This window comes from Haloarcula sp. DT43 (assembly GCF_037078405.1).
Lineage (GTDB): Archaea > Halobacteriota > Halobacteria > Halobacteriales > Haloarculaceae > Haloarcula > Haloarcula brevis.
In genome coordinates this window covers 583771-606305 of the sequence record NZ_JAYMGZ010000001.1, presented here as the reverse complement: position 1 = coordinate 606305, position 22535 = coordinate 583771, and the positions used below count along the sequence as shown (strand labels likewise).

The following is a 22535-nucleotide window of genomic DNA, read 5'->3' as shown; positions in this document are numbered from 1 at the left end:
GTGCCGGACCGCGTTCCCAGCGACCACGACGCCGTCGAGACGCATCGCGTTCCCGTCGAGTCGGTCGGCCGGACCGACCGCCCGCGGGTCCTGTTACCGGCGGGCCTGGGCTTCGACGACGGCGACACCCTCCGCCTGGCGCTCGACGGCGACCGGTACCACGCCGTCGTCGAGACGAGCCTCGACGGCGAGCCGGTCGTCTCACACGTCGCCGACAACCGCCGGCTGGCCCGCGAGCGGGCGGGGACGAACCGCCTCGCCGAGTGGGTCGCCGACGGCGACGTCTCGCTGGGCGGCTCGGCACACCTCGACGTGGTCACCGACGGCGAGGAGTACGGCCTCCGGACGCCGGGCAAACGCGTCGTCTACACGGCGACCGGCGGGCCGGACGCCTCGCTGTCCGACATCGCCCGGGACCTCGACGGCTGACGCCGCGTCCCCGGCGTCCGATTTTTGCTGCTGATACTCGCGCGAAACGCTCAATATCAGTGCTGCTGTACATCGGGTAACGGACGAATGTCGGAATCAGTGATCGCGGATTTCGTCGGCAAATTTAACTCCGAGGTGGCCGGCCGGGGTGACCCGATAAAGGGCCGTGTCGTCCTCTCCCAGAAGCGGCTGGTACTGGCCGCCAGCGAGGACGACAAGCTCACGATTCCGCTGGAATCCATCTTCGACATCGCCATCGGGCAGGTCCCGCCGGACCTGGGCGATTTCTTCGACTCGACGGTGACGATTGCCTTCGAGCGTAATGGAAAGCGGCTGGTGGCGGCCATCGAGGCCGACGACGAGAAAATCGAGAAGTTCGGCACCGTGCTTTTCAAGGCCGTCGTCAACGGCACCGAAACGACGGTCAAGGAGCGGGCTCGCGTCGGTGGGCGCGTCACCGACGAGCCGTTCCGGACCGCGAAACTGTTTCTCACGCCCGGCAGCGTCGAGTTCCGGCGCAGCGACGGGTCGTTCACGGTCGACCTCAAGACGGTGTCGGACTTCGACCGGAACACGCGGGAGATAAACGGGAAGGGCCGGCCGGTGCTGACGGTCCGGCACATGAAAGACGGGACGGCGATGACGACGCTGGCCGCGATGGCGTCGAACCGCAAGATGTCCATCCTCGGGCGCTACCTCCGCCGCGAGTACGCCGACCTCATGGAGGAACTCAAGGACGTCGAACTCACGAAGGACAAGAAGGAGGTGCTGGTGGCGATGTACTCGACCGGCGACATGGACGGGATGCCGCTGGCGAGCATCCTCGGCAAAGACTCCTCGGAGGTGTCGATGATTCTCCAGGACCTCTCCGCTGACGGCCTCGTGCAGGACGGGACCGACGGACCGGCGCTCACGCCGACCGGCCAGGTCGTCGCCAGCCGTCACCTCGAAGACGTGAACGCCTGAGCCGGCCTCACTCGCCGTCCGACGGCGGCTCCTCGGCCCCGACAATCGTGCTGATTCTGGCGTTCTCCTTGAGCCGCAGTCCCGCACCGCCGACCGACAGCGGCACGCGCGGGAGCACGTCGACGTGCAGCGTCGGGTGGGTCGCGCCGCGTTCGAGCAGTTCCGTCCGCGGCTGGAACGTCACCGTCGCCTCGCCGGTCAGCGACTCGTTGTACTCGACGAGGTACTGGCCGCCCCGCAGCGTCCACCACTCGTAGTCGTCTTCCGGGTCTCGCTTCTCGCTGGCGTGGGGCGCGACGCCGGCCGCGTCGAGTTCGCCGCCGCCGAAGTCGATGCGCCCCGGCTCGACGATTTCGTACACCGAGGCCACTGTCAGGTCGAACCCCGGGCTGTCAGTCTGAGTCGGTTCGTGGACGATGTCCGTGACGTACGCGCCGAAGTCGGTCATGCGCGACGGTACTCGCCGAGCGGGCCTAAAAGTGGGGCCACGCCGGGGCATCGGCCTGCGGGCGGAACGGGTCACTTTTGGCCGGCGAGCGATTCCCTCCCTGCATGACCAAACACGCGGAGTTCCTGGCGGGCGAGCGGCCCGAAGACGTGCTCTTCTTCCTCCACGAGGACGCCGTCTCGAACCCCGGCGCGCTGGCCGAGTATGCCGACGAGGTCGAGGACGGCCACGTCCTCGTCCTGCCGGGCGAGGACGGCCGGAACGCGTTCCAGTCGGCGACCGGCATCGACCCGATGGGACTGGCCCAGCAGGCGATGGGCACCGAGGGTGACATCAGCGACGACCTGACCGGCGCGAACTGTCCGGTCGCCGAGGAGGAACCGGACGTCGACCACACGACGCGGTTCGTCTTCGCATTCGCCGAGGAACAGAACGAGGACGTGGGCGGCCTCTACGCCGAGGGCGACGTGGTCCACGCCTACGCGGTGTGTGCCTGTGGGGAACGGTACAGCGATAAGTGGGTCGCCGGGGAGTAGCTCACAGCAGGAACGGCTGTGCCAGCCGGACGAGCAGTGCCTTCGGCAGGCCGATGGCCATACTTCCTTCGTAGGTATACTTAATCTCTACCTCGTCACGAGTGACGCCGTGCCGGAGGTTCTGAACGCCGTCGAGGAGGAACCAACCGCCGAGGAGCGCTCCCGGCGCGACGACCCAGACCGGGCTGCCTACCGAGGCATTGTACCCCACGAAGCCACCGAGGAGCAGTCCGAAGACCACGTGGTCGGCGTAGTCGCCGACTGTGGCCTCGGCGAGCTCGGCGAGCAGTTGTACGGCGAAGAACACGGCCGCGACGGCGACGGCATAAATTGGCGACCGATTGAGAACGTACCAAACGACTCCGACGACGACGGCGGAAGAGAGTTTCTCGGTGACCGCCGTTCGGTCGGGGAGCCACGCGGGGAGGGCGGTGGACATCTGACGGTCGGGAGTCCGGATGGCGGGCGTATAAACGTTACTCGGCCGTTCAGTTCCCGGGCCACGTTCCGACGACGAGCAACGCGAGTCCCAATCCGGCGAGGAAGTATCCCTAACGGGCGATCCGACTGCTGTTGTCGGTTCCGCGCCCGTTCGAGTTTCGCACCCACTCCTCGCCCGACACCAAGTTCCGTATTGACTGGCAAAAGCGGCGCTCACTTCGTTCGCGACGGACTCCGGTTACCGGTCGGTGTCCATTCCTTCTTCTTCGTCTTCGGGCAGCCGTCGGAACGCGTCCACGATGGCCTGCTTCGCCACCGCCCCCTGCGTCGTCCAGTGGTGGGCGTAGTCCATCATGTCGTCGTAGATGTCGGGCTTGCAACCGGCGGCCTTCGGGTGGCCGCCACCGTTGACCTGCTGGGCGACCTCGTGGGCGCGCTCGAAGTTCTCTGTACCGCGAATCGAGGCGGAGCCGGCGGGCTTGACGATGACGGCCGCGTCGGCCCCCTGCTCGCGCAGGGCCTCGGCGACCTCGTTCTGTGAACAGCGGCCGTAGGTGACGCCGACCGTCCACTCGCCGACCTCGCGGAGTTCCGCCCGGTCGACGGCCTTCTCGATGAGCGCCTCCTTCTCGACGCGCTTCTCGTCGAGGAACTCGTGGTACTCCGGGGAGAGGTCGGGGCCGTGTTCGCGGACCGCCTCGATGTACTCCTCGGGTTCGCTCCAGTAGGAGAGGTCCGCGAGGTCGTCGCTACGGGGGTCGTCGCGTATCCAGAGGTCGTGGTCACGGGTGACAGCAGCGAGGTCCGCCCACTGCTCGTCGAAGTCGTGGTCGAGTTCGGCCAGCGCCACGTCGGCGGTGCACACCTCGTCGGAGTCGCCGACGGTGCGTTCGACGCCCGCGGCGTCCACGTCGTCGGCGAGGTCATCGGGCCACTGGTGGTGGTCGAACCAGACCACCCGCTCGACGGCGTCGACCAGCGCGTCCAGCGGCGCGATGTCGGACTCGCGGTCGGGACAGAGGTCACAGATGAAGACGGTCGCGCCGGGGTCGGCGTACTCGGCGGTCCACTCCAGGGCCTCGGTGAGTTCGTGCGGGCCGGCGGGCAACAGCGCGCCCTCGCCATGGGCCTGCCGAATCAGCGCGGTACAGGCGAGTCCGTCGGCGTCGGGGTCGGCGATGACGACGACGCCGGCGTCCTCAAGCGTCTCGGCGGCTTCGGCTTCGGCTTGCTCTTCCTCGTAGGAATCCGGGACGAAGAACCCCTCCCCGGGGAGTACCGATTTGCGGCCGATAGAGAGGCGTTCGTCGTCGATGAGCCAATCGTCCATGCCCCAGCAAGCGGGCGCGGCGTCAAGAAGCCGTCGGGTTCGACCGTGACAGACCGGGGACGGCGCGGCCGCGGCCGTCGGTCCGTGCACCGCTCACGTCGTCTCGACGCCCCGGAATTCGAACCGCGCGCCGCCGGACTCGCTGTCTGTCACGGTGACGGTCCACCCGTGGGCGTCGGCGATTTGCTCGACGATGCGGAGTCCGAACCCGGTCCCGTCGGTAGCGGTCGAATAGCCGGCCTCGAAGATGTCCTCGCGGTCCTCGGGCGGGATGCCGGTGCCGGTGTCCGCGACGTAGAACCCGTCGGTGAGCGCGCCGACGGTCACCGTCAGGTCGCTCCCCTCGCGCTCCGGGGCGTCGGCAGGGACCTCGGGACCGGGCCGTGCGTGTTCGACGGCGTTCCGGATGAGGTTTTCGAGCATCTGTTCGAGTCGCCCCCGGTCAGCCACGACCGTCTGCTCGGTCCGGACCACGAGCGTCGCGTCGCCGGTGGGGACGTTCTGCCAGCACCCCTCGACGACTGCCCCGAGAGCCAGCGCGTCCGTCTCGGTGACCTCGTCCCCGCTGCTGGCGAGCGTCAACAGGTCGTCGATGAGCCTGTGGCTCCGCTCGATTGCCGCGGCGACGTCGTCGAGGTGGTCGCTGTCACACTCGGTCCGGGCCAGTTCGAGGCGGCCCTGTGCGACGTTCAGCGGGTTCCGGAGGTCGTGGCTGACTACGCCGGCGAACTCCCGCAGCCGCTCGTTCTGGCGTTCGAGCGTCCGCTGGCGCTGTCTGCGCTCCGTGACGTCCTCCGAGACCGCCAGCCCGGAGATGACCTCGCCGTCGTCGTCCCGGACGGGAACCGTCTGAATCTGATACTGGCTGTCCTGGTACTGCTGTTCGAACCGGTGGGAGCGGCCGTCGAGCGCCTCGCGGTAGTAGTGTTCGAGCTCGTCGGCAATCGCCTCCGGGAACAGGTCGTGTGGCGTCGTCCCCTCGAAGTCGGCCGACGTGAGCCCCACAGAGCGGATTTCCCCGCCGCCGGCGACGGTGTATCGGCAGTCGTGGTCGAAGAGGAACACGCCCATCTCGGGGAGGTTCTCGATGAGGGCCTCGTACTGTGCCTTGAGCCGCCGGAGTCGCCGCTCGCGCTCGGTCCGGTCGGTGATGTCACGGCCGATACCGACCAGCAGCGGCGTCCCGTCCGGGTGGACGATGCGGTTGGCGACGTACTCGTAGGGTATCTCCGTCCCGTCTTTGGTCATGAGTGACGCCTTGAGACGCGCGTGTCCCGTCTCGAACACCTCGCGGATGGCCGCGGCCGTGGCCGCCCGGTCCGACTCGGAGACGAAGTCGATCCCGTTCATCGTCGCGATTTCGTCGTCGTCGTAGCCGGTCACGGCCGAGAGGCTCTCGTTCCACCGCTGGAGCGTCCCGGACTCGTCGTAGACGAACAGCACGTCCTCGATGGCGTCCAGCATGTCGTCGGTGTACTCGTGGTAGCGCTGGAGGTTCCGTTCCCGCTCCTTTCGCCCGGTGATGTCCCGGACGAGCCCCTGGACGAACCGGACCGAGCCGTCGTGTGTGACCGGGCTGGCGCTGACCTCGACCTCGACGAGGTCCCCGTCGGCGTCGATGAGGCGCAGTTCGAGTTCACGGACGGTCTCGCCGGCCGCGACCCTGGTGAACCCACCGACTGCCGTCTCCATGCTCCCCTCGGGAACGTAGTCCTGGAACGGGGTGTCGACGAGTTCGTCGGGCGTGTAGCCGAGAAGCGATTCGACGACGGGGGAGACGAACCTGAAGACGCCGTCGGTATCCAGGCGGAATATCGTGTCCGGACTCACCTCCGCTATCTCGCGGAACCGGCGCTCGCTCTCGCGGCGGCGCTGTTCGGAGCGGTGGCGTTGGATGGCGCTCCCCAGCAGATTGGCGACGTTCTGGACGAACGTCACGTCGTCGTCCGTGAAGGTAGTCTGGTCCGTCGAGTGCGTGCCCAGGACGCCCCACGGGTCGTCGGTGTTGCCGATGACGATGCTGATGCCGCTCACCACGTCGTGGTCCAGCAACAGCGGCGGGCCGCTGAAGCGCTCCTCCGTGGCAAGGTCGTCGACGACGACCGGCTCCTCGGTCTTGAGCGTGAAGCCGGCCTGTGAGTCCAGCCCGGCCCCGACGGTCGCGGTGCCGACCAGTCCCTCCTGCCAGCCGACGCCGGCCCGCAACAGGAGGTCGGCGCTGTCGGGCCGGTATTCGAGCACCTCCGAGTACTCCGTGCCCAGCGTGTCCGAGACGAGTTCGACCGCCTCCTCGAACAGCGCCTGGAGGCCAGAGCCAGAGAGGGCGTGTTTCCCCAGCGCCGCCAGCGCCGACTGCTGTTCGATACGCGATTCCAGCCCCGCTTCCGCACGCCGCTGTGCGACGAGGTTCTCGATTCGGTTCGCCAGCAGGGTGTAGCGGTCGGTGCCGTGTCCCTTCTGCAGGTAATCGCTGACGCCCTTGGAGACGGCCTCGCTGGCGACTTCCTCGCTCCCTTTGCCCGTGTAGAGGACGAACGGGAGGTCCGGATACGTCTCGCGGACGACCTCCAGAAACTCGATGCCGTTCGTCTCGGGCATGTCGTAGTCCGAGACGACGCAGTCGAACGCGGCCTCGGAGAGCCGTGCGAGCCCCTGACGCACGTCAGTCGCCGTCTCGACGGTGAACGCGTCGCCCTCACGTTCGAGAAACGTGGCGGCCATCTCGGCGAACTCCGGGTCGTCGTCAACGTGGAGCACGCGGACTTTGCGATGCATCTCTCAAGCGATATGCGCCAGGGAAATATAAATATACTGTCAAATGTGTGGTCAGTCGGCCGGACGCGGGGCCGCGCTGGGGCGGCGGCGTCAGACTTCGGTCCGCTCGGGGTTGGGTTCGCCTTCGAGCTGGCGGACCGTCAGCACCGGCATCGGGGCCTGCCGGACGAGCTCCTCGGCGACGCTCCCCAGCAGGAAGCCGTGTTCGCCGTGGCGGCCGCGGGTCCCGCTGGCGATGACGTCGGCGTCGTGTTCCTTCGCGTACTTGCAGATTTCGTCGGCCGGGTCGCCCTGCCGGACGGCGGTGATGAGCTCCTCGTCGGCGTCGGCGTCGGCGGCCTCCCGGATGAACGAGAGGGCGCGACCGCCAGTGGTCGCCAGCGCGCGCTCCAGCACCTCCCGGACCTCTTCGGGCGTCGCCTCGACCTCGCCGGTGTCGACGACGTACAGCCCGTGGACAGTCGCGTCGAAGCGCGCCGCCAGGTCCAGCGCCGCTTCGACGGCCCGCTCTGCGCTGCCGGAGCCGTCCGTGGCGATGACCACCGTATCGAACATACACCACGCATCGAAGGCACGACTAAATACACTGTTGGTCCAGCCCACGGCGTCGCGCCCCCGGCGCGAACCTCGGTGGATTTTTGCCGGCCGGGGTCGCAGTGGCGAGTGATGGACATCGACCTCGTACTCGTGCCGGTCGACGGCAGCGACCAGTCGGAACGGGCGGCCGAGTACGCGATTGCCGTCGCGGAACGGTACGACGCCGACCTCCACCTGCTGTTTGTCATCGACGAACGGCTCCACCGGAACATCGAGAACGGCGACGTGAGCGCGGCCGCAATCGCCGAGGAGCACCGGGCGTTCACCGAGCGCATCCACGAGACGTTCCGCGAGGCCCACGACGGCGCGTTCGAGACGTCGTCCGCGACCGCGTTCTCCGAGACGCGACTGATGCAGACGCCCGGGAGCGTCATCCTCGACGTGGGCGAAGACGTCGACGCGGATTTCATCGTCGTCCCGCGCGAGAAGGGGGAAGAGGCCGTCGGGCGCGCGGCGACGTACGTCATCGAGTACGCCAGCCAGCCGGTCCTGACCGTCTAGAGGCGAATCGCCATCTCTATCTCGAAGCTCTCGGCGCTGCTTATCTCGAACCCGACCTTCTCGTACAGCGCTATCGCCGGCTCGTTCCACCGCTCGACGGTGAGCCAGACGTGGTCGATGCCCTCGGCCCGGCCGTGCCCGAGCAGCGTCTCGACCAACGCCGTCCCGATGCCGGCCCCCTGGTAGGCCTGTAACACGAAGATGGCGAGTTCGTGCTCGCCCTCGTTGTCCGGGACCAGCGTCGCGTGGCCGGCGACGGTGTCGTCGTGTTTGGCGACGACGTTGACGCAGTCGCCGTCGAGTATGGTTTCGAGCCACTCGCGGATAGCCTCCTCTTTGACCGGCGGGATGCCCTGGGCCCGGTCGGCCGAGTCGAAGTCGAGATACATCTCGACGAGGCTCTCGGTGTCGGCGTCGTCGGCGGGAATGACGTCGATGGAGCGGTCCTCGCGGTCGGTTATCGTCCGCGGCGGCTGTGGGAACTCTCCCGCGGGTTCGTCTGGGTACGTGCGAGTCATCGGATGAGAGTCACCGGCGTCTGTGCGTTCAACAGGACGAACTCGACGATGGGACCGAGCTGTATCTTCCCGAGCGGCGAGCGGCCGCCGCCGCCGAGGACGATTCTATCGAACCCCTCGCTCTCGGCGATGTTCACCAGTTCGCTGCCCGGCGACGACCCCTCGATGTGCCGCAGCGCCGGGTCGAGCCCGCTCTCGGCGATGTGCTCTCGGACCCGCTGTCGGACCGCCTCGGGGTCGGCGTCGACGTCCTCGTTCTCGAAGGTGACGATTGTCAGTTCGTCACCCGTCTCCGATACGCGGTCGAGTGTTTCGGTCAGTGCCTGGTAGGACAGGTCGCTGCCCCCGACACCGAGCAGGAGTTTCATAGTCGGGCCATGCGTGGCAGTGGTGAAAAAGCCACCTGGCCGAAGTGCTATCAATGGACACGGCACGCGGGACGGCGGCGATACCCTTTTTCGCCGCGGGCACGCAGTCTCGTCTATGACTGAGGGCGCACCGCCGGACGAGACGGATGCGGGAGCGGCAGACGACGCGGCGGCCGGACGCGAGTCGGCGGACGACGGGACCGAGAGCGAAGTCACTGACGGGGCGGCGACCGAGTCCGCCGGCGACGCGGCGGCCACCGACGTTCCCACGGACGTACAGAAGTACGACCGGTTCAAGAAAATCGAGGGCGGGACCTACGACCGCGCCAACGACTTCCTTCGGGACCGGACCTACATCACCGCCCGCGAGTGGGCCATCGCCCGCCTGTGTGCCGACTTCCGGACGGAGACGGGCGTCGAGATGACGAAAATCGGCGAGAACCTCCCCGAACTCGTCCCGTTTATGACCGACACGTACACGCCGCAAGCCGTCAACCAGGCCCGCTCGGCCTTCGAGGACAAGGTCCGGAAGGCCGGCGCGACCTTCCTCTACGGGGCGATGTGTGACTTCTTCACCGCCGAGGACCTCGACGACGTGATGTACGAGGCCACGGAGGTGGCGAAGTTCCTGCTGGAGGTCGAGGGCGTCGACCTCGCCGTCGAGGACGAGATGGAGGCCGAGGACCGCATCTCGTCGGTGATGCGGGAGGTCCGCGAGCAGTCGGCCGCACTGCGACACGACGAGGTGTGCTGTCCGGAGTGTGGCAACGAGTTCCAGGTCGACGAGTGAGACGCGTGACGCCGCGTGCTGGAACCGGGGACCGGTCTTGCCACGAAACCCCGAGAGACAGCTGCGAGAAACGCGTGTCCGGGCGGCCCCCGAACGGGCCACAGCGGCAGTCGGGATGAGCGACGTCGACCCCAACACGCAGCCGTCGCTGTCGACCCGCGAGGCGACACAGAGAGTTCTGCGGACGGACCTGGCCGTCGGCATCGGCGGGGCGGTGCTCGGCTACGCGGAGGCGGGGACGGCCCTGTTCGACATGCTGCCGGTGGTCGTCGGGGTCGGGCTCCTGACGGGCGTCGCGGTCGCCGTCGTCGAACACGACGCGGTCCCGGGCGTCTACCCGGAGGTCGCCGCGCTCGCGGCGTTCGTCGTCCTCGTGGTCGCCGGCGCCGGCCTCGTGGCGCTCGCCGGCGCGCCGATGACGGTCGTGCTCGCGGCCGCGCTCTCGGGGTTCGGCGTCGGCGCTGTCGTGAACCGGGTCCTCTACGGCGTCGTCTTCGACGTGCCGGCCTACCGGCTGACGAGGGTGCGCGAGCGGTCGTAGTCCGGTGGCTCGGCCGGCTCGGGGTCGTCGTCCGTCGTCGCGGCGCTACTCGAGTCGCTCGCTGTCCGCGCCACGGACGTTCTGCCCCTGGTGGTCGTAGAACACGTCCTCCTGGGGGGCCGTGTCCTCGCCCTCCAGCGCGTCGCCGCGCTCGTACACGACGGTCCCGCGGACCATCGTCCACTCGGGGAACACCGCGTCGAAGCCCTCGAAGGGCGTCCAGTCGCATTTCGAGTGCAGCGCGTCGCCGCGAACCTCGCTCGTCTCGGTGGTGTCGACGAGCACGAGGTCGGCGTCCTTGCCGGCCTCGATGGTCCCCTTCTGCGGGATGCCGAACACGTCGGCCGGGTTGCGCGCCGTGAGGTCCCGGACGCGCTCGTACGTGAGGTCGCTGTCCGAATCGCGGGCCTCGGCGAGCAGGAGCGGGAGGGCCGTCTCGACGCCGGGGACGCCCGACGGCGCGTCCCAGATGCTGGCGTCCTTCTCCTCGCGGGTGTGGGGCGCGTGGTCGGTCGCAATCATGTCGACCGTGCCGTCGGCGACCCGCTCGTAGAGCTTCTGGCGGCGCTTCTCGCGGCGCAGGGGCGGGTTCATCCGTCCGAACGTCCCCAGCTCGGAGAGGTCGCGCCGGGAGAGCAACAGGTGGTGTGGCGTCACCTCGGTCGTCATCCCGGCGTCGCTGGCGATGTCGACGCCCTCCGGCGTGGACGTGTGAGCGACGTGAATCGTCGTGTCGTGTTCCTGGGCGACAGCACAGGCCCGCTCGACGGCTTTCGCCTCCGCCTTGGCGGTGCGGAACGCGCTCCAGGCGTCGGCGTCGTCGCGGGCGCGGGCGTCGTCATTGAAGTAGTCGGCGTCCTCGGCGTGGACCGTGACCGGCACGTCGTTGTCGGCGGCGGCCTCCAGCGCGTCGGCGAACAGGTCGGCCTCGATGCCCATGTCACCGGTCGAGTCCGCAAGGAACACCTCGCCGAGCGCGAACAGCCGGCGGCGCAGGAGGACGTTGGGAATCCAGTCGGCCGTGACACCGCCGTTGATGCCCCAGTCGACGACCGAATCGGCGGCGAACTCTGCCTTCTGGTCGAACGCCTCGCCGTCGACGGTCGGCGGGTCGGTGTTGGGCTGGTCGACGACGGTCGTGACGCCACCGGCCGCCGCGGACCGCGAGCCGGTCTCCCACGTCTCCTTGTGTGGGTAGCCCGGCTGGCGGAAGTGGACGTGCGCGTCAATCATGCCGGGAAAGAGGCGCTTGCCGGTCGCTTCAATGACGTGCTGGTCCGACGCGTCCAGGTCGCGGCCGACCTCGACGACGGACTCGCCACGCACCCGGACGTCGCGCTGGTGGCCGTCCGGCAGCGTCGCGTTGCGGATGAGCATACGCCCCATCGGCCGGGCGGACGCCTAAGTCTCTCGGATAGTGCTCACCGACACCTCGTGGCCGTCGGCCAGCGACTGCTCCAGCGCCGTGACGACCCGACCGGGGTCGGCGGTCCCTCCGGCGTTGGCGACGCTCCCGACGCTCTGTGGGTCGAACGGAACGTCGAGCGCGTCGTAGACGGGAGCCAGCACCTCGGCGATGGCTTCGTGGTCCCGAACGACGACGATACCGCCGACGACGGCGACCGACTGTCGGACGCGCTGGGCGAGTCCGGCGATTTTGCCCCCGGCCCGGAGCGAGTGGCTCCCCGGACAGAACGAATCGGTGGGTTCGCCCGGCCGGGCGGTGACGCCGCAGTCGTCGAGCGCGCGCTGCAGGGCATCTTCGACTCGTTCGTAGCGGTTCTCGATGGTCCCACGCGGGTCCGCGGACGGGACGGCGAGGGCAAACGAGACGGTCGACCCGGTGTAGGCGACGGCGCGACCCCCCACGGCGCGCTCGATGACGGTGTACCCCCGCTCGCGGGCGGCCCGACGGCCCCGCTCGTAGCCGTCGCTGGTGGCGTCCCGGCGGCCGAACGCGACCTGCCTGTGCGGTCGCCAGACACGCAGGGCCGGCTCGCGGTCCTCGGCGACGCGGTCCGCCATCTCGCGGGTCCGCTCGAAGTCCGTCTCCGGGTCGTCGGTGCGACCCTGTAGCAGGCGCATATCCGGTCAGTACGGACTCGCGGGGCTAAAGCGGTCCGCCACAGTAGGGCGAACAGGCGACACACGGCCGTCGCGGCGGGACGTGTCGCGCTCCCGCTGCCCCCGCCGCGGCTGTCGTCAGCGCACGCGAAGCGGTGGTCCCGGCACCGCGCTTGAACCCTCGGACGACAGAGCCATACCGGTCCACCCCTAATCGGCGGCGATGGCCGTCACGATACCCCGGGACGTACTCGTCCAGTACTACCGGTTCTCCCTGTACAACTCGCCGTTCGACGCCCACGACGAGGGGTGTGCCATCGACATCTACCCTGACGGCGAGCGCGCGCCGTCCCCGGTGGCCGGCGAGGTACTGGACACGAAGACGGTCCGGGCCCCGCCGAAGGCCTACGCCGCCGAACACGACCACCTCATCCTGGTCGACACCGGCGACGCCGTGGCGCGGCTGCTACACGTCGACCCGGCCGTCGACCCCGGCGAGACGGTCGCCGTCGGCGACGACCTCGGCGCGCTGGTCCGGGCCGGGTTCTTCGCGCCGTGGGTGCCAAACCACATCCACCTGGGGTTTCGGGCCCCGGACGCGAACCCATACCGGGCGTCGGGGTCGCTGCCGGTCGAGGCGGCCGTCGACGTGACGCCGCTGTCCTGGGACGGCACCGGTACGGTCGTCGAGGGCGGCGAGACATGGGTGCGGCTGGACGAGCCGGCCCATCCGGCATCGGGCGACTCCTTCGCCGGCATCGGGAACGAGGCCGGCCCGGGAGTCCTCGACGGCGGCCTGCCCCACTACACGGGCGGTGGGGTGCTCGGCGGTGACGGGACCGAGCGGGCCGCTCTCGCCGGAACGCGCGTCGGGAGGGCCGACGGTCGCACGGTCGCGTGGGACGACCTGACCGTGCTGGCGAACGGCGAGCCGGTGACCGGCATCGCGCTATTCTGTGGCCGCGAGCGCTTCGGCGCGAAACTCGTCGGCGAGGGCATCGACCTCGCGGTCGGCGACGAGGTGCGGGTGACAATCGAGCGGGCCGCGGCCGACGACGCCACGTAGCTGCGGCTCCCCGTAGCACTCGGCGTGGGCGTCCCTCGCTAATCAGGCGAAGTCGAGGTCGTCGCTGTCGGTCACCTCGCCGAACAGCCAGTCGGCGTGTTCCAGCGCGTACTCGCGGTGGTCCTCCTCGATGAAGCCGACGGCGTCTTCCACGAGGAGCGGGCGATAGTCCCGCAGGCCGGCGCTGGAGGCGGTGTGGAGGACGCAGACGTTGGCGAGCGTGCCACAGATGACGAGGTCCTCGATACCGTGGGCGTCGAGCCACCCCTCCAGTTCCGTCCGGTAGAAGGCGTCGTAGGTGTGCTTGACCACGACAAGGTCCGCCTCTTCGGGGTCGAGGCCGTCGGCGAGTTCGGCCTCCCACGACCCCTCGACGACGTGTTCGCCCCACCGGTCGAACTCGTCGTAGTAGTGGGCGTCCTCGAACTGGTCGGGCGGGTGCACGTCGCGGGTGAAGACGACGCTCGAACCGGCCTCACGGGCGCGGTCGACGAGTTCGGCACAGGGTTCGATTGCCGCTTCGCTGGCCGGTGCGTAGAGGGTCCCGTCGGGGTGACAGAAGCCGTTCTGCATGTCCACCACGACGAGCGCGGTCTGTGCTGGGTCGAGTTCCATGGGCAATCCTTGGGACGGCGTGAGTACGAAAGTTACCCCGTAGCGGCAGGAACGGTCGGGAGCGGCGTCCCGCGGGCACGAGCGACCGCACCTAGCGTGTGACTTTTTACTGTGGTGACCGTCCTTGCGGTAGATGCGCCGCCCTTCCGCCCTCGTCGTTCTCTGTGCCGTCGCGCTGTTGCTTGCCGGCTGTCAGGTCCCCAGTGTGTCGTCCGACCGGACGGAGTCAGGCGAGGACAGCCTGACGCCGAGCGGGCCCGCGACCGACTACGGGAGCGACGGCTCCGCCCCGGCAGCACCCGGGACGGACCGGCTGGGCTACGAGAACGGCTACTGGTACAACGAGTCGCTGTCGGTGACGACCGAGGACGGGCTGAACGAGACGGAACAGGAGGCCGTCGTCGCCCGGACGATGGCCCGCGTCGAGCGGCTTCGCGGCCTGGAGTTCGAGGAGACGGTCCCGGTGTCGGTCGTCTCGCGGGCCGAGTACCGCAACGACACCGGCGGCGAGGTCGGCGAGTCCCTGCGCCAGTTTGACAACGCGAAGTTCGAGGCGCTGTTCTTCGTCGGCGAAGACCGCGATTCCATCGCCGTCCAGCGGAGCAACCGCGGCGAGAGCGTGCTGGGCTACTACAGCAGCCAGCGCGGCGAAATCGTCGTCGTCAGCGACTCCGAGACGCCGACGATAAGCCGGGGAACGCTGGCCCACGAACTGGTCCACGCCCTGCAGGACCAGCAGTTCGGCCTGGGGAGCGACGCGCGGACGCGGGACCAGGTCCAGGGCCGGAACGGCCTCGTCGAAGGTGACGCCGTCGCGGTCACGCAGGCGTACACGGCCCGCTGTGGCGAGGCGTGGGAGTGTATCGACAGGCCCGACGCGGCGAGCGGCGGCGACCGCCACTTCGGCATCAACTTCATGCAGTACTTCCCGTACAGCGACGGGCCGGGACTGATTGCGGACTTGCGTGAGCGCGGCGGCTGGCGCACCGTCGACGACGCCTACGACGAGTACCCCGACGGGGCCGTCGAAGTGACCTATCCCGGGCGCTACCCCGAGTGGGAACCCGCGTCCGTCTCGCTTGCAGACCGGTCGGGCGACGACTGGGAGCGGGTCAGACCCTCGAACGACCGCGACCGGCCCGACTACGCCGTCGTGGGCCCGTCGGCCATCGCCGGGTCGATGGCCTACACCATCGCGGACGACTACAACGAGTCCAGCGTCGTCCGGACGGGAGACGTCATCAACTACGAGGACGGCTCGCTGGACGCCGACGGCCCGTACAACTACGACCTGCCCGCGACCGATGGCTGGCAGGGCGGCCGGATGCACGTCTACGACAACGGCGCGGAGACGGCCTACGTCTGGAAGACGGCGTGGGCGAGCGAGGCCGACGCCCGCGAGTTCGCCGACGCCTGGGAGCGGGTCATCGCTCACTGGGGCGGCAGCAGAACCGCGGCGGGCCACTGGGTCATCGAGGAGGGCAGTCCCTACGCCGACGCCGTCGCGGTCCGGGTCGACGGGGACACGGTGACCGTCGTGAACGCGCCGACGGCCGCCGACCTGGAGGCGGTCCACGATGCGTAGGGCACTGCTGGTCGCGCTGGCGGTCGTCCTCGCGGGCTGTACGGTCCCGACCTTCGGCGGCAGCGACCACCCCGAGTCGCCGACCGGCGGGGACGCCATCGGCTACGAGAACGGCTACTGGTACGACGACCCAGTGTCGGTGACGACCGGCGACGGGCTGAACGAGAGCGAGCGGGAGGCCGTCGTCGCCCGGACGATGGCCCGCGTCGAGCAGATACGGGACCGGGAGTTCGAACAGTCGGTGCCGGTGTCGGTCGTCTCGCGGGCCGAGTACCGGAACCGGTCGGGGAGCAGCGGAAGCGGCAGCAGCCGCCCACAGGACCCCTGGAACGACCAGGTGTGGGAGGCGCTCCTGCTCATCGGCGAGGACTCGGGCAGTAGCGAGGAGATCGGCAACACGCTCTCGACGACGGTCCAGGGCTACTACTCGCCGAGCCGCGACGAAATCGTCGTCGTCAGCCCGACGGAGACGCCCCAGATAGACCGGCGGACGCTGTCACACGAACTCGTCCACGCCCTGCAGGACCAGCAGTTCGGCCTGAACGGCTCAGCGGAGACACAGGACACCCAGCTCTCCCGACAGGGCGTCACCGAGGGCGAGGCCAACTACGTCCGGGTCCTCTACGAGCGCCGCTGTGGCGACCAGTGGGCGTGTATCGCACTCCCGGACCGCACCTCGGAGAGCAGCGGCGACGGGGACAGCGGCAGCCAGGAGCCGAGCTACAACGAGGGGCTGTTCACCGTCCTCTACCAGCCCTACGTCACCGGCCCGCGGTTCGTCGACCAAGTGCGCGCCGACGGGGGCTGGGACGCCGTCGACGCGCTCCACGACGACTTCCCGGACAGCACCGAGCAGGTACTCCACCCCGAGAGGTACCCCGACGAGAAGCCCGTGAACGTCAGCGTCCCGGACCGCTCAACCGACGAGTGGAGCCGCTTCGACCACGACCCGGTCGGCGACACAGTCGGGGAAGCGTCCATCTACGCGACGGTCTATCACAACGGCCAGACCGACGGCGACCGCTACAGCTACGAGAGCGAGGCCTCCGAGGGCTGGGCCGGCGACCTCGTCGTGCCCTACCGCGACGGCTCGGGCGGCTACGGCTACGTCTGGCAGACGCGCTGGGACACCGAGGAGGACGCCCGGGAGTTCGGGCAGGCGTATCGGGCGGCGCTGACCGAAGAACACGACGCCCGCCAGCCCCGCGAGAACGTCTACGTCGTCCCCGAGGGCGACCAGTTCAGCGACGCCTTCCGCGTGGTCCGGTCGGGCAGGACCGTCCGCATCGTCAACGGGCCGGGAGTGGGCGACCTGAACGACATCCACCGAGCCGAGGGGTGAGCGGGCCTCAGGTGACGCGTCGGTACGCGAACCGACCGAACCCCGCGACGCTGACGACGGCCGTCGCGTAGGCGGTCAGGTCGTGGGGCGGGTTCGAGACAGCGAGGTAGCCGCCGACCGTCCCGAGCGCGGCGAGGCCACAGAGCGCCCACAGCGCGACGGCCCAGCGGCCGCCGACCGGGGCATCTGGGTCCGGGTCGTCGCCGTTGGACCCGCCGCTCGCGGCGTCGTTCCGGTCGAGTATCCGCGTCGGGTCGTCGGGAACACGCTCGTCGGTGTCGGGCGAGGACAGCGGACTCCGTTCGTTCTGATTGAGCGGAATCTTCGACAGGACGAAGCGGAGCCACCGCGTTCGCGGCGTCAGCGCGTCGCCGAGCAGCAGGAGGCCGAGCGCGACCAGCACGCCGGCGGGGAAGAAGTCGAAGCGCTGGGCGAGGTAGGCGTCAGCGGGGTCGTCCGGGTCGTAGTGAACGGTGACCGACGAGCCCTCGTCGTAGTTCGACACCACCCGCGCGGCGCGGTCCCGCTGGTTCGTGTCTACGTCGGTGCCGAACGCGACGTCGCGGCCGGTGTAGGTCCGGCCGTCGACGCGGTACGTGTAGGTCACGTTCGGCCGGTAGTACCGGTTGCCGCCGAGCGTGGGGCGGCCGAGTTCGGCGTAGCTGTCCAGCCGGGCGTCCTCAACCGTGCCCGTCGTCGCGGCGTAGCCGGTCGCGGTTCGGTACTGCGAGCCGCCGAGGCCGATGCCGGCGGCGAGCAGCCCGAGCGCGAGCAGGAGGGCGACAGAGCGGCGGGGGCTGAGCACGCCCGGCGGGTACCGGTGGCGGCGTAGAAAGCGTTTGGGACGACGCTCCGCCGGCGTGCCCCGGGAGCGTCGACGCGCGACCGTCGACCGGACCGCTTTTTCCCTCGCACGGCCGAACACGGGACAATGACCGAGGAGTTCGACGTCGTCACGCCCGAGGCCATCCGCGAGGGGCGGGCGACCGACGCCTACTTCGACCGGACGATGGAGGCGCTAGAGCACGCGGGCAAGAACCCGGACGTCGTCGCCGAAGTGACGGCCAACCAGTTCGCCACGGGGACCTGGAAGCTGCTGGCCGGGCTGAAAGACGCTGCACAATTGCTCGACGGGCGCGCCGTCGACGCCGACGCGCTTCCCGAGGGCCAACTGTTCGACGGCGGCCCGGTGCTGCGCATCGAGGGGCCGTACCGGGAGTTCTGCCGCCTGGAGACGGCGCTGCTCGGATTCCTGTCGCACCCGACCGGCATCGCCACGCGGGCGCTGGAAGCGCGCCACGCCGCGCCGGAGTCGTCGGTGCTGTCCTTCGGGTCCCGTCACGTCCACCCCTCCATCGGCGCGATGGTCGAGCGGGCGGCGCTGCTGGGCGGGCTCGACGGTATCTCGAACGTCGCCGCGGGCGAGGTCATCGGGCGGGAGGCCGGCGGGACGATGCCCCACGCGCTGATGATATGTTTCGGCCGGGGCAACCAGGAGGCGGCGTGGCGAGCGTTCGACGAGGCCGTCCCCGAGGAGACGCCGCGCATCGCGCTGACCGACACCTACAGCGACGAGGCCGACGAGGCGCTGCGGGCGGCCGAGGCCATCGACGACCTCGCGGGCGTCCGCCTGGACACGACCGGCTCCCGCCGCGGCGACTTCCGCCACATCGTCCGCGAGGTCCGGTGGACGCTGGACGCCTACGGCCACGAGGACGTGGACCTGTTCCTCTCCGGGGGGCTGACGCCGACGACGTTGCGGGAACTCCGGGACGTGGCCGACGGCTTCGGCGTCGGGAGCTACGTCGCCAACGCCGACCCGCTCGACTTCGCGCTGGACATCGTCGAGGTAGACGGCGAGCCGGCGGCCAAGCGGGGCAAGCTCACCGGCAAGAAGTCGGTGTACCGGACCGGAGCGGGCGGCCACCACGTCGGGCTGGCCGACCGCGAGGGACCGGCCGGGGCCGAGTCGCTCATGGAGCCACTGGTTCGTGACGGCGAAGTCGTCCGGGAGTTCGACCTCGACGCGGCCGTCGACCGGGCGGCGGCGGACGCCGAACAGGTCGGCTACGAGGGCGTCGGGGACGAGTAACGGGCGTTAAGTCGCCGGCCCGCCTACGCCGCGTATGGTCGACCGCATCATGAAGGTCAACGCGTACACGACCTTCGACCTGCTCGACGGTGAGGTAGAGGGCCACGGCTTCGAGGAGGAGGCCCTGGCCGTCCTGAACGTGACCGCGCCACGGAAGAACCCGGACCACGTCGAACTCCAGTTGGAGATGGACAACACGGACCTCGACGCGGTGAAACCCCACGCGGACTCGGTGACGCTGTCGGCGGCCCAGGCCCGCGAACTGGCCGCCGAACTGGAGGAGTACGCCGGGAAGGTCGAGGACGCGCAGTCGGAGTAGCGTCTCGCCGGGACGTGGGCGCGACCGCCGGGCGATAATTCTTTGATGTGTAGACACATACCACGGAGTATGGCGACCGAGACACCCGGTAATCCAGCCGCACGGGAGCTCGGCTACTGCCCGTGCTGTGGCTACCAGACGCTGCCGGAGGGCCGGCCGGGGTCCTACGAGATGTGTCCGGTGTGTCACTGGCTCGACGACCCCATCCAGTTCGGGGACGCGGCGTTCGTCAGCGATACGAACCACGTGTCGCTGACCGAGGCACGGGAGAACTTCCGCGAGCACGGGGCGTGTTCGCCCGACGAAGCCGGTGACTGCGAGTCGCCGGACGGCATCGACCGCGACCCGAACTGGCCCTACGAGGCGTGAGAACGCGCTCGGCCGCCGGCTCAGGCGGCCAGCGAGATGTCCAGATACAGCATGACGACCACGCCGACCATCAGGCCGAGCGTGGCGACCCGTTCGTAGCCGTGCTGGTGCGTCTCGGGGATTATCTCGTCGGAAATCACGAACAGCATCGCGCCCGCCGCAAAGCCCATCGCGTATGGCAGGAGCGGCTCGACGAGCGTGACCGCGACGGCCCCCAGCACCGCGAGCGGAATCTCCACGACGCCCGCGCGGACGCCGGCGAAGGCGGCGTAGAGGCGGCGGTCGAGGCCGGCGTTGATTGCCGCGACGGAGACGGCGAGCCCCTCGGGGATGTTCTGGATGCCGATGGCAAGCATCAGCGAGAGCGCGCCGCCCAGTCGGGCCGGGTCGCCGCCGGCCGCGCCGAAGCCGACGCCGACGGCGAGGCCCTCCGGCATGTTGTGCAGCGTGATGGCGAGGATGAACAGGACGACGCCCGTCAGCCGCGCCTCGTCAACCGGCAGGGACTGACTGGGATTGGCAGCATCGGTCCGCCGGCGGCCGGTCAGGAGGTAGTGTGCGTGGGGAACGAGCACGTCTGCCCGGTCCAGAAAGAGCGCGCCGAGCGCGACGCCGACGAGCGTCGGAATCGGGTTCCCGCCGGAGTACTCCTCGATACCGGGCAGGATGAGGCTCGTGAACGCGGCGGCGAGCATCACGCCGGCGGCGAAGCCAAGCGCCGCGTCGAGCGCCCGTTCGGAGGGGTCGCGCCAGACGAACACGAGCGACGCGCCGAGGAGGTTCATCAGCGCGATGACGACGCCGCCGACGAGGCCGTTTATGAGCGGGTCGGTACCGACGAGGTCGGCGAACAGTTCGACGAGCCCGGATTGCATCGTCCAGTAGTGGACGTCGCCCCCTCTTGGGTGTGTCGACAGTCGGATGCCGCGTCGTCGACGCTGTCGAATCCCGCCCCCGATGACGCCGGCGTCTGGATGGCGGGACCAAACAGATGTAGCCCCCGTGCAAACAAACACCGATATGACACGAGACCGTCTCGTCGTTGCAGTGCTCGCCCTCGTCGTCGTGACAGCGGGCTGTGCAACCGACGGACCGGCCACGCCGACCGAGGGGCAGACGAGCGTCACGGTTGCAGTCGAGAACGACGGCGACGGGCCCTACACAGCCGAGGTACTGCTCATCCCCGACCGGCTCAGTCAGCTCAGCGTGGCATACGAGAGCGGCGTCTCACAGCCGGTGACGAACCTCTCGTCGGTACGCGGCGTCTACGCCTTCGCCTGGCGGAACGTCACCGACGTTCGCCTCCCGCCGGGGGTCGAAGCGGGCAGTTCCAGCCGGTTTCAGCTGTCGCCCGGTGACCGGGCTGAAACCCAGCTGTCGGCCCCGGTCGCCGACGCGACACTCCTCGTCGTCATCCGTCAGGACGACCGCGTCGCCGCCTGGGCAACGATGTACTGCGGCCAGGAGAACACGCTGGACCGCGTCGACATCGGTGCGAGCGCCGGCAATCCCGGACGGTTCACCAGCGTCGACCTGTCGTGTGCACAGCGGTGACCGGTTGAGTACGACCGGCGCGTTCTAGCGGCCGAGGGTTCCGGCCGTCTGGCCGCTTGGGAGGGTCGGCCGGGTTGCTCGCGGCCGCTAGAACGGCTCCGACGAGCCGACCAGCCGACGCATCTCCATCGCGCTGGAGAAGTCGTCCCGGGAGACCACGCGGGTCCCCTCCGGACCGTCGACGAAGGCGGCGGTGGCCCGGGCAGTGTCGAGGGCCACGAGCGCGTCGAAGGCGGCCATCGCCGCGGGGAACCTCGGGAGGTCCGTCTCCATCAGGTCGGCGACGGTGTCGGCCTCGCGTTCGGCCGTCGAGAGTTCCCTGAAGTCGCCGACGGTGACGACGCCGACCACGTCGCCGCCGCGCGTGACCGCGAACTCCGTCCGGCGGTCGGCGAACATCCGGTCGACGAGGTCCTCGACGGTGGCGTCGGCCTCGATAGTCGCCGAGAGCGGACTGGCCACGTCCTCGACAGTCATCCCGTCGAGCAGCGCCGCCAGCGCGACCGAGCGGGACTCGCCCGACGCGGCACCGTAGACGAACAGCGCGAGCAACAGCAACATCGGGCTAAACGACAGGACTCCGACGACGGCGAACAAGACGGCGAACCCGGTGCCGACGCGGGCGGCGATGCGGGTCGCCGTCGCGTAGGGCCGCTTTCGCGCCAGCAGCGCCCGGAGGACGCGGCCGCCGTCCATCGGGAACGAGGGGAGCATGTTGAACGCCGCCAGGACGAGGTTCGTGACGGCCAGCCAACCGACGACGAACAGCGTCAGTTGCGCGCTCGCCGGCAGGGCCACGAGCGCGGCGTAGCAGACGAGGCCGACGAGGACGCTCACGGCCGGGCCCGCCAGGGCGATGACCAGTTCACGGTTCCACTCTTTGGGCATGGATTCGAGGCTAGCGAGGCCGCCGAGAATCCAGAGCGTGATTGATTCGACCCGGAGCCCGTAGCGCATCGCCGCCCAGGCGTGACCGAGTTCGTGGAGGGCGACGCTGACGAACAGGCCGACGGCCGCGGCGGCCCCGATGACCCACGGCGTCTGTCCCGCGGTCAGCACCGTGAGGTCGAGGGGCACGCCCGACAGCGTGCTCACGATGCCCGCGTATACCGCTATCTGCGCCCCGCTGCCGATAATCCAGGCCAGCACCGGCAGGAAGACCAGCAGCGAGATATTGACCCGTATTGGAATCCCCCATACCGTCGTGATGTGGAAGTTTCGCACAGACGGGCAGACGGGGAGCGGTCGGGTATATCTTCTGCCGGGAGCCGACGCCGGCGAGTAGCGGG

At 69.3% G+C, this 22535-nt stretch carries 26 protein-coding genes; 13 read left to right on the top strand and 13 right to left on the bottom strand.

Features of this window, described 5'->3' with window-relative positions:
* Both VI123_RS03290 and VI123_RS03285 read left to right on the top strand, forming a co-directional pair.
* Positions 1 to 429, top strand: coding sequence for a DUF7112 family protein (locus tag VI123_RS03290; RefSeq protein WP_336336632.1), 429 nt, complete (start codon positions 1 to 3; stop codon positions 427 to 429).
* A gap of 87 nt (positions 430 to 516) precedes the next feature.
* Positions 517 to 1395 carry a CheF family chemotaxis protein gene (locus tag VI123_RS03285; protein ID WP_336336631.1) on the top strand — a complete coding sequence of 293 codons (879 nt, stop codon included), beginning with the start codon at positions 517 to 519 and terminating at the stop codon, positions 1393 to 1395.
* Positions 1396 to 1402: 7 nt separating this feature from the next.
* Here VI123_RS03285 and VI123_RS03280 read toward each other — a convergent pair whose 3' ends face one another.
* Complete coding sequence (locus tag VI123_RS03280; protein ID WP_336336630.1) at positions 1403 to 1843, bottom strand: dCTP deaminase/dUTPase family protein; 441 nt, start codon at positions 1841 to 1843, stop codon at positions 1403 to 1405.
* Between the two features lie 104 nt (positions 1844 to 1947).
* On the opposite strand from VI123_RS03280, the gene VI123_RS03275 reads away from it, so the two are divergent.
* Complete coding sequence (locus VI123_RS03275) at positions 1948 to 2379, top strand: DUF5807 family protein (RefSeq protein ID WP_336336629.1); 432 nt, start codon at positions 1948 to 1950, stop codon at positions 2377 to 2379.
* Position 2380: 1 nt separating this feature from the next.
* Here the strand turns inward: VI123_RS03275 and VI123_RS03270 are convergent, their stop codons facing one another.
* The 4 genes from VI123_RS03270 to VI123_RS03255 form a co-directional block, all read right to left on the bottom strand.
* Positions 2381 to 2818, bottom strand: a complete 438-nt coding sequence (locus tag VI123_RS03270) for a hypothetical protein (RefSeq protein WP_336336628.1) — start codon at positions 2816 to 2818, stop codon at positions 2381 to 2383.
* A 240-nt stretch (positions 2819 to 3058) separates the two neighbouring features.
* Positions 3059 to 4150 (bottom strand): DHH family phosphoesterase, encoded by a 1092-nt coding sequence (locus tag VI123_RS03265; protein WP_336336627.1) that lies wholly within the window; start codon positions 4148 to 4150, stop codon positions 3059 to 3061.
* A gap of 93 nt (positions 4151 to 4243) precedes the next feature.
* Positions 4244 to 6925 carry a PAS domain S-box protein gene (locus VI123_RS03260; protein ID WP_336336626.1) on the bottom strand — a complete coding sequence of 894 codons (2682 nt, stop codon included), beginning with the start codon at positions 6923 to 6925 and terminating at the stop codon, positions 4244 to 4246.
* Between the two features lie 90 nt (positions 6926 to 7015).
* Complete coding sequence (locus tag VI123_RS03255) at positions 7016 to 7480, bottom strand: universal stress protein (RefSeq protein WP_336336625.1); 465 nt, start codon at positions 7478 to 7480, stop codon at positions 7016 to 7018.
* A 111-nt stretch (positions 7481 to 7591) separates the two neighbouring features.
* Here VI123_RS03255 and VI123_RS03250 point away from each other — a divergent pair, with 111 nt between their 5' ends.
* Positions 7592 to 8023, top strand: coding sequence for a universal stress protein (locus VI123_RS03250; protein ID WP_336336624.1), 432 nt, complete (start codon positions 7592 to 7594; stop codon positions 8021 to 8023).
* On the opposite strand, the gene VI123_RS03245 is transcribed toward VI123_RS03250, so the two are convergent.
* The gene (locus VI123_RS03245; RefSeq protein WP_336336623.1) at positions 8020 to 8541 is read right to left on the bottom strand and encodes a GNAT family N-acetyltransferase; all 522 of its coding nucleotides are present in this window, start codon (positions 8539 to 8541) and stop codon (positions 8020 to 8022) included. The genes VI123_RS03250 and VI123_RS03245 overlap by 4 nt on opposite strands.
* Complete coding sequence (locus tag VI123_RS03240) at positions 8538 to 8909, bottom strand: universal stress protein (RefSeq protein WP_336336622.1); 372 nt, start codon at positions 8907 to 8909, stop codon at positions 8538 to 8540. The genes VI123_RS03245 and VI123_RS03240 overlap by 4 nt, the downstream gene beginning before the upstream one ends.
* 115 nt (positions 8910 to 9024) lie before the next feature.
* On the opposite strand from VI123_RS03240, the gene VI123_RS03235 reads away from it, so the two are divergent.
* The gene (locus tag VI123_RS03235; RefSeq protein WP_336336621.1) at positions 9025 to 9699 is read left to right on the top strand and encodes a DUF5806 family protein; all 675 of its coding nucleotides are present in this window, start codon (positions 9025 to 9027) and stop codon (positions 9697 to 9699) included.
* 115 nt (positions 9700 to 9814) lie between these two features.
* Positions 9815 to 10240, top strand: a complete 426-nt coding sequence (locus VI123_RS03230; RefSeq protein ID WP_336336620.1) for a hypothetical protein — start codon at positions 9815 to 9817, stop codon at positions 10238 to 10240.
* 45 nt (positions 10241 to 10285) lie between these two features.
* Here the strand turns inward: VI123_RS03230 and VI123_RS03225 are convergent, their stop codons facing one another.
* Both VI123_RS03225 and VI123_RS03220 read right to left on the bottom strand, forming a co-directional pair.
* Positions 10286 to 11617, bottom strand: a complete 1332-nt coding sequence (locus VI123_RS03225; RefSeq protein ID WP_336336619.1) for a dihydroorotase — start codon at positions 11615 to 11617, stop codon at positions 10286 to 10288.
* A 24-nt stretch (positions 11618 to 11641) separates the two neighbouring features.
* Positions 11642 to 12325: a lipoyl protein ligase domain-containing protein gene (locus tag VI123_RS03220; protein ID WP_336336618.1), complete on the bottom strand. Its 684-nt coding sequence runs from the start codon at positions 12323 to 12325 to the stop codon at positions 11642 to 11644.
* A gap of 202 nt (positions 12326 to 12527) precedes the next feature.
* Between VI123_RS03220 and VI123_RS03215 the strand changes: the two genes are divergently transcribed.
* Positions 12528 to 13370 (top strand): hypothetical protein, encoded by an 843-nt coding sequence (locus VI123_RS03215; RefSeq protein WP_336336617.1) that lies wholly within the window; start codon positions 12528 to 12530, stop codon positions 13368 to 13370.
* A 42-nt stretch (positions 13371 to 13412) separates the two neighbouring features.
* Here the strand turns inward: VI123_RS03215 and VI123_RS03210 are convergent, their stop codons facing one another.
* Positions 13413 to 13985, bottom strand: coding sequence for a cysteine hydrolase family protein (locus VI123_RS03210; RefSeq protein WP_336336616.1), 573 nt, complete (start codon positions 13983 to 13985; stop codon positions 13413 to 13415).
* A 133-nt stretch (positions 13986 to 14118) separates the two neighbouring features.
* On the opposite strand from VI123_RS03210, the gene VI123_RS03205 reads away from it, so the two are divergent.
* Together VI123_RS03205 and VI123_RS03200 are read left to right on the top strand one after the other, a co-directional pair.
* Complete coding sequence (locus VI123_RS03205) at positions 14119 to 15570, top strand: Hvo_1808 family surface protein (protein WP_336336615.1); 1452 nt, start codon at positions 14119 to 14121, stop codon at positions 15568 to 15570.
* A complete protein-coding gene (locus VI123_RS03200) occupies positions 15563 to 16912 on the top strand; it encodes an Hvo_1808 family surface protein (RefSeq protein WP_336336614.1) in 1350 nt (449 codons plus the stop codon). Before VI123_RS03205 ends, VI123_RS03200 begins: the two co-directional genes overlap by 8 nt.
* A gap of 7 nt (positions 16913 to 16919) precedes the next feature.
* Here the strand turns inward: VI123_RS03200 and VI123_RS03195 are convergent, their stop codons facing one another.
* Positions 16920 to 17717 (bottom strand): DUF3592 domain-containing protein, encoded by a 798-nt coding sequence (locus tag VI123_RS03195; RefSeq protein ID WP_336336613.1) that lies wholly within the window; start codon positions 17715 to 17717, stop codon positions 16920 to 16922.
* A 126-nt stretch (positions 17718 to 17843) separates the two neighbouring features.
* Here VI123_RS03195 and VI123_RS03190 point away from each other — a divergent pair, with 126 nt between their 5' ends.
* The 3 genes from VI123_RS03190 to VI123_RS03180 all read left to right on the top strand — a co-directional run bounded on the left by VI123_RS03190 (position 17844) and on the right by VI123_RS03180 (position 19692).
* Complete coding sequence (locus tag VI123_RS03190; protein WP_336336612.1) at positions 17844 to 19004, top strand: nicotinate phosphoribosyltransferase; 1161 nt, start codon at positions 17844 to 17846, stop codon at positions 19002 to 19004.
* Between the two features lie 34 nt (positions 19005 to 19038).
* On the top strand, positions 19039 to 19323 hold the full coding sequence (locus VI123_RS03185) for a DUF6360 family protein (protein WP_004590818.1): 285 nt from the start codon (positions 19039 to 19041) through the stop codon (positions 19321 to 19323).
* 69 nt (positions 19324 to 19392) lie between these two features.
* Positions 19393 to 19692 carry a CPCC family cysteine-rich protein gene (locus VI123_RS03180; protein ID WP_336336611.1) on the top strand — a complete coding sequence of 100 codons (300 nt, stop codon included), beginning with the start codon at positions 19393 to 19395 and terminating at the stop codon, positions 19690 to 19692.
* A 20-nt stretch (positions 19693 to 19712) separates the two neighbouring features.
* Here the strand turns inward: VI123_RS03180 and VI123_RS03175 are convergent, their stop codons facing one another.
* Positions 19713 to 20567, bottom strand: coding sequence for a ZIP family metal transporter (locus VI123_RS03175; protein WP_336336610.1), 855 nt, complete (start codon positions 20565 to 20567; stop codon positions 19713 to 19715).
* Positions 20568 to 20712: 145 nt separating this feature from the next.
* On the opposite strand from VI123_RS03175, the gene VI123_RS03170 reads away from it, so the two are divergent.
* Positions 20713 to 21246, top strand: a complete 534-nt coding sequence (locus tag VI123_RS03170; protein ID WP_336336609.1) for a hypothetical protein — start codon at positions 20713 to 20715, stop codon at positions 21244 to 21246.
* Positions 21247 to 21333: 87 nt separating this feature from the next.
* On the opposite strand, the gene VI123_RS03165 is transcribed toward VI123_RS03170, so the two are convergent.
* Positions 21334 to 22470: a site-2 protease family protein gene (locus VI123_RS03165; protein WP_336336608.1), complete on the bottom strand. Its 1137-nt coding sequence runs from the start codon at positions 22468 to 22470 to the stop codon at positions 21334 to 21336.
* Positions 22471 to 22535: the final 65 nt, after the last annotated feature.

Excerpts from the sequence above, each read along its gene's own strand:
- VI123_RS03260 (WP_336336626.1), bottom strand. The coding sequence starts at position 6,925 with ATGCATCGCAAAGTCCGCGTGCTCCACGTTGACGACGACCCGGAGTTC.
- VI123_RS03170 (WP_336336609.1), top strand. The coding sequence starts at position 20,713 with ATGACACGAGACCGTCTCGTCGTTGCAGTGCTCGCCCTCGTCGTCGTG.
- VI123_RS03285 (WP_336336631.1), top strand. The coding sequence starts at position 517 with ATGTCGGAATCAGTGATCGCGGATTTCGTCGGCAAATTTAACTCCGAG.
- VI123_RS03215 (WP_336336617.1), top strand. The coding sequence starts at position 12,528 with ATGGCCGTCACGATACCCCGGGACGTACTCGTCCAGTACTACCGGTTC.
- VI123_RS03240 (WP_336336622.1), bottom strand. The coding sequence starts at position 8,909 with ATGAAACTCCTGCTCGGTGTCGGGGGCAGCGACCTGTCCTACCAGGCA.
- VI123_RS03270 (WP_336336628.1), bottom strand. The coding sequence starts at position 2,818 with ATGTCCACCGCCCTCCCCGCGTGGCTCCCCGACCGAACGGCGGTCACC.
- VI123_RS03225 (WP_336336619.1), bottom strand. The coding sequence starts at position 11,617 with ATGCTCATCCGCAACGCGACGCTGCCGGACGGCCACCAGCGCGACGTC.
- VI123_RS03205 (WP_336336615.1), top strand. The coding sequence starts at position 14,119 with ATGCGCCGCCCTTCCGCCCTCGTCGTTCTCTGTGCCGTCGCGCTGTTG.
- VI123_RS03180 (WP_336336611.1), top strand. The coding sequence starts at position 19,393 with ATGGCGACCGAGACACCCGGTAATCCAGCCGCACGGGAGCTCGGCTAC.
- VI123_RS03235 (WP_336336621.1), top strand. The coding sequence starts at position 9,025 with ATGACTGAGGGCGCACCGCCGGACGAGACGGATGCGGGAGCGGCAGAC.
- VI123_RS03210 (WP_336336616.1), bottom strand. The coding sequence starts at position 13,985 with ATGGAACTCGACCCAGCACAGACCGCGCTCGTCGTGGTGGACATGCAG.
- VI123_RS03250 (WP_336336624.1), top strand. The coding sequence starts at position 7,592 with ATGGACATCGACCTCGTACTCGTGCCGGTCGACGGCAGCGACCAGTCG.
- VI123_RS03230 (WP_336336620.1), top strand. The coding sequence starts at position 9,815 with ATGAGCGACGTCGACCCCAACACGCAGCCGTCGCTGTCGACCCGCGAG.
- VI123_RS03275 (WP_336336629.1), top strand. The coding sequence starts at position 1,948 with ATGACCAAACACGCGGAGTTCCTGGCGGGCGAGCGGCCCGAAGACGTG.
- VI123_RS03190 (WP_336336612.1), top strand. The coding sequence starts at position 17,844 with ATGACCGAGGAGTTCGACGTCGTCACGCCCGAGGCCATCCGCGAGGGG.
- VI123_RS03280 (WP_336336630.1), bottom strand. The coding sequence starts at position 1,843 with ATGACCGACTTCGGCGCGTACGTCACGGACATCGTCCACGAACCGACT.
- VI123_RS03255 (WP_336336625.1), bottom strand. The coding sequence starts at position 7,480 with ATGTTCGATACGGTGGTCATCGCCACGGACGGCTCCGGCAGCGCAGAG.
- VI123_RS03175 (WP_336336610.1), bottom strand. The coding sequence starts at position 20,567 with ATGCAATCCGGGCTCGTCGAACTGTTCGCCGACCTCGTCGGTACCGAC.
- VI123_RS03185 (WP_004590818.1), top strand. The coding sequence starts at position 19,039 with ATGGTCGACCGCATCATGAAGGTCAACGCGTACACGACCTTCGACCTG.
- VI123_RS03200 (WP_336336614.1), top strand. The coding sequence starts at position 15,563 with ATGCGTAGGGCACTGCTGGTCGCGCTGGCGGTCGTCCTCGCGGGCTGT.
- VI123_RS03265 (WP_336336627.1), bottom strand. The coding sequence starts at position 4,150 with ATGGACGATTGGCTCATCGACGACGAACGCCTCTCTATCGGCCGCAAA.
- VI123_RS03245 (WP_336336623.1), bottom strand. The coding sequence starts at position 8,541 with ATGACTCGCACGTACCCAGACGAACCCGCGGGAGAGTTCCCACAGCCG.
- VI123_RS03220 (WP_336336618.1), bottom strand. The coding sequence starts at position 12,325 with ATGCGCCTGCTACAGGGTCGCACCGACGACCCGGAGACGGACTTCGAG.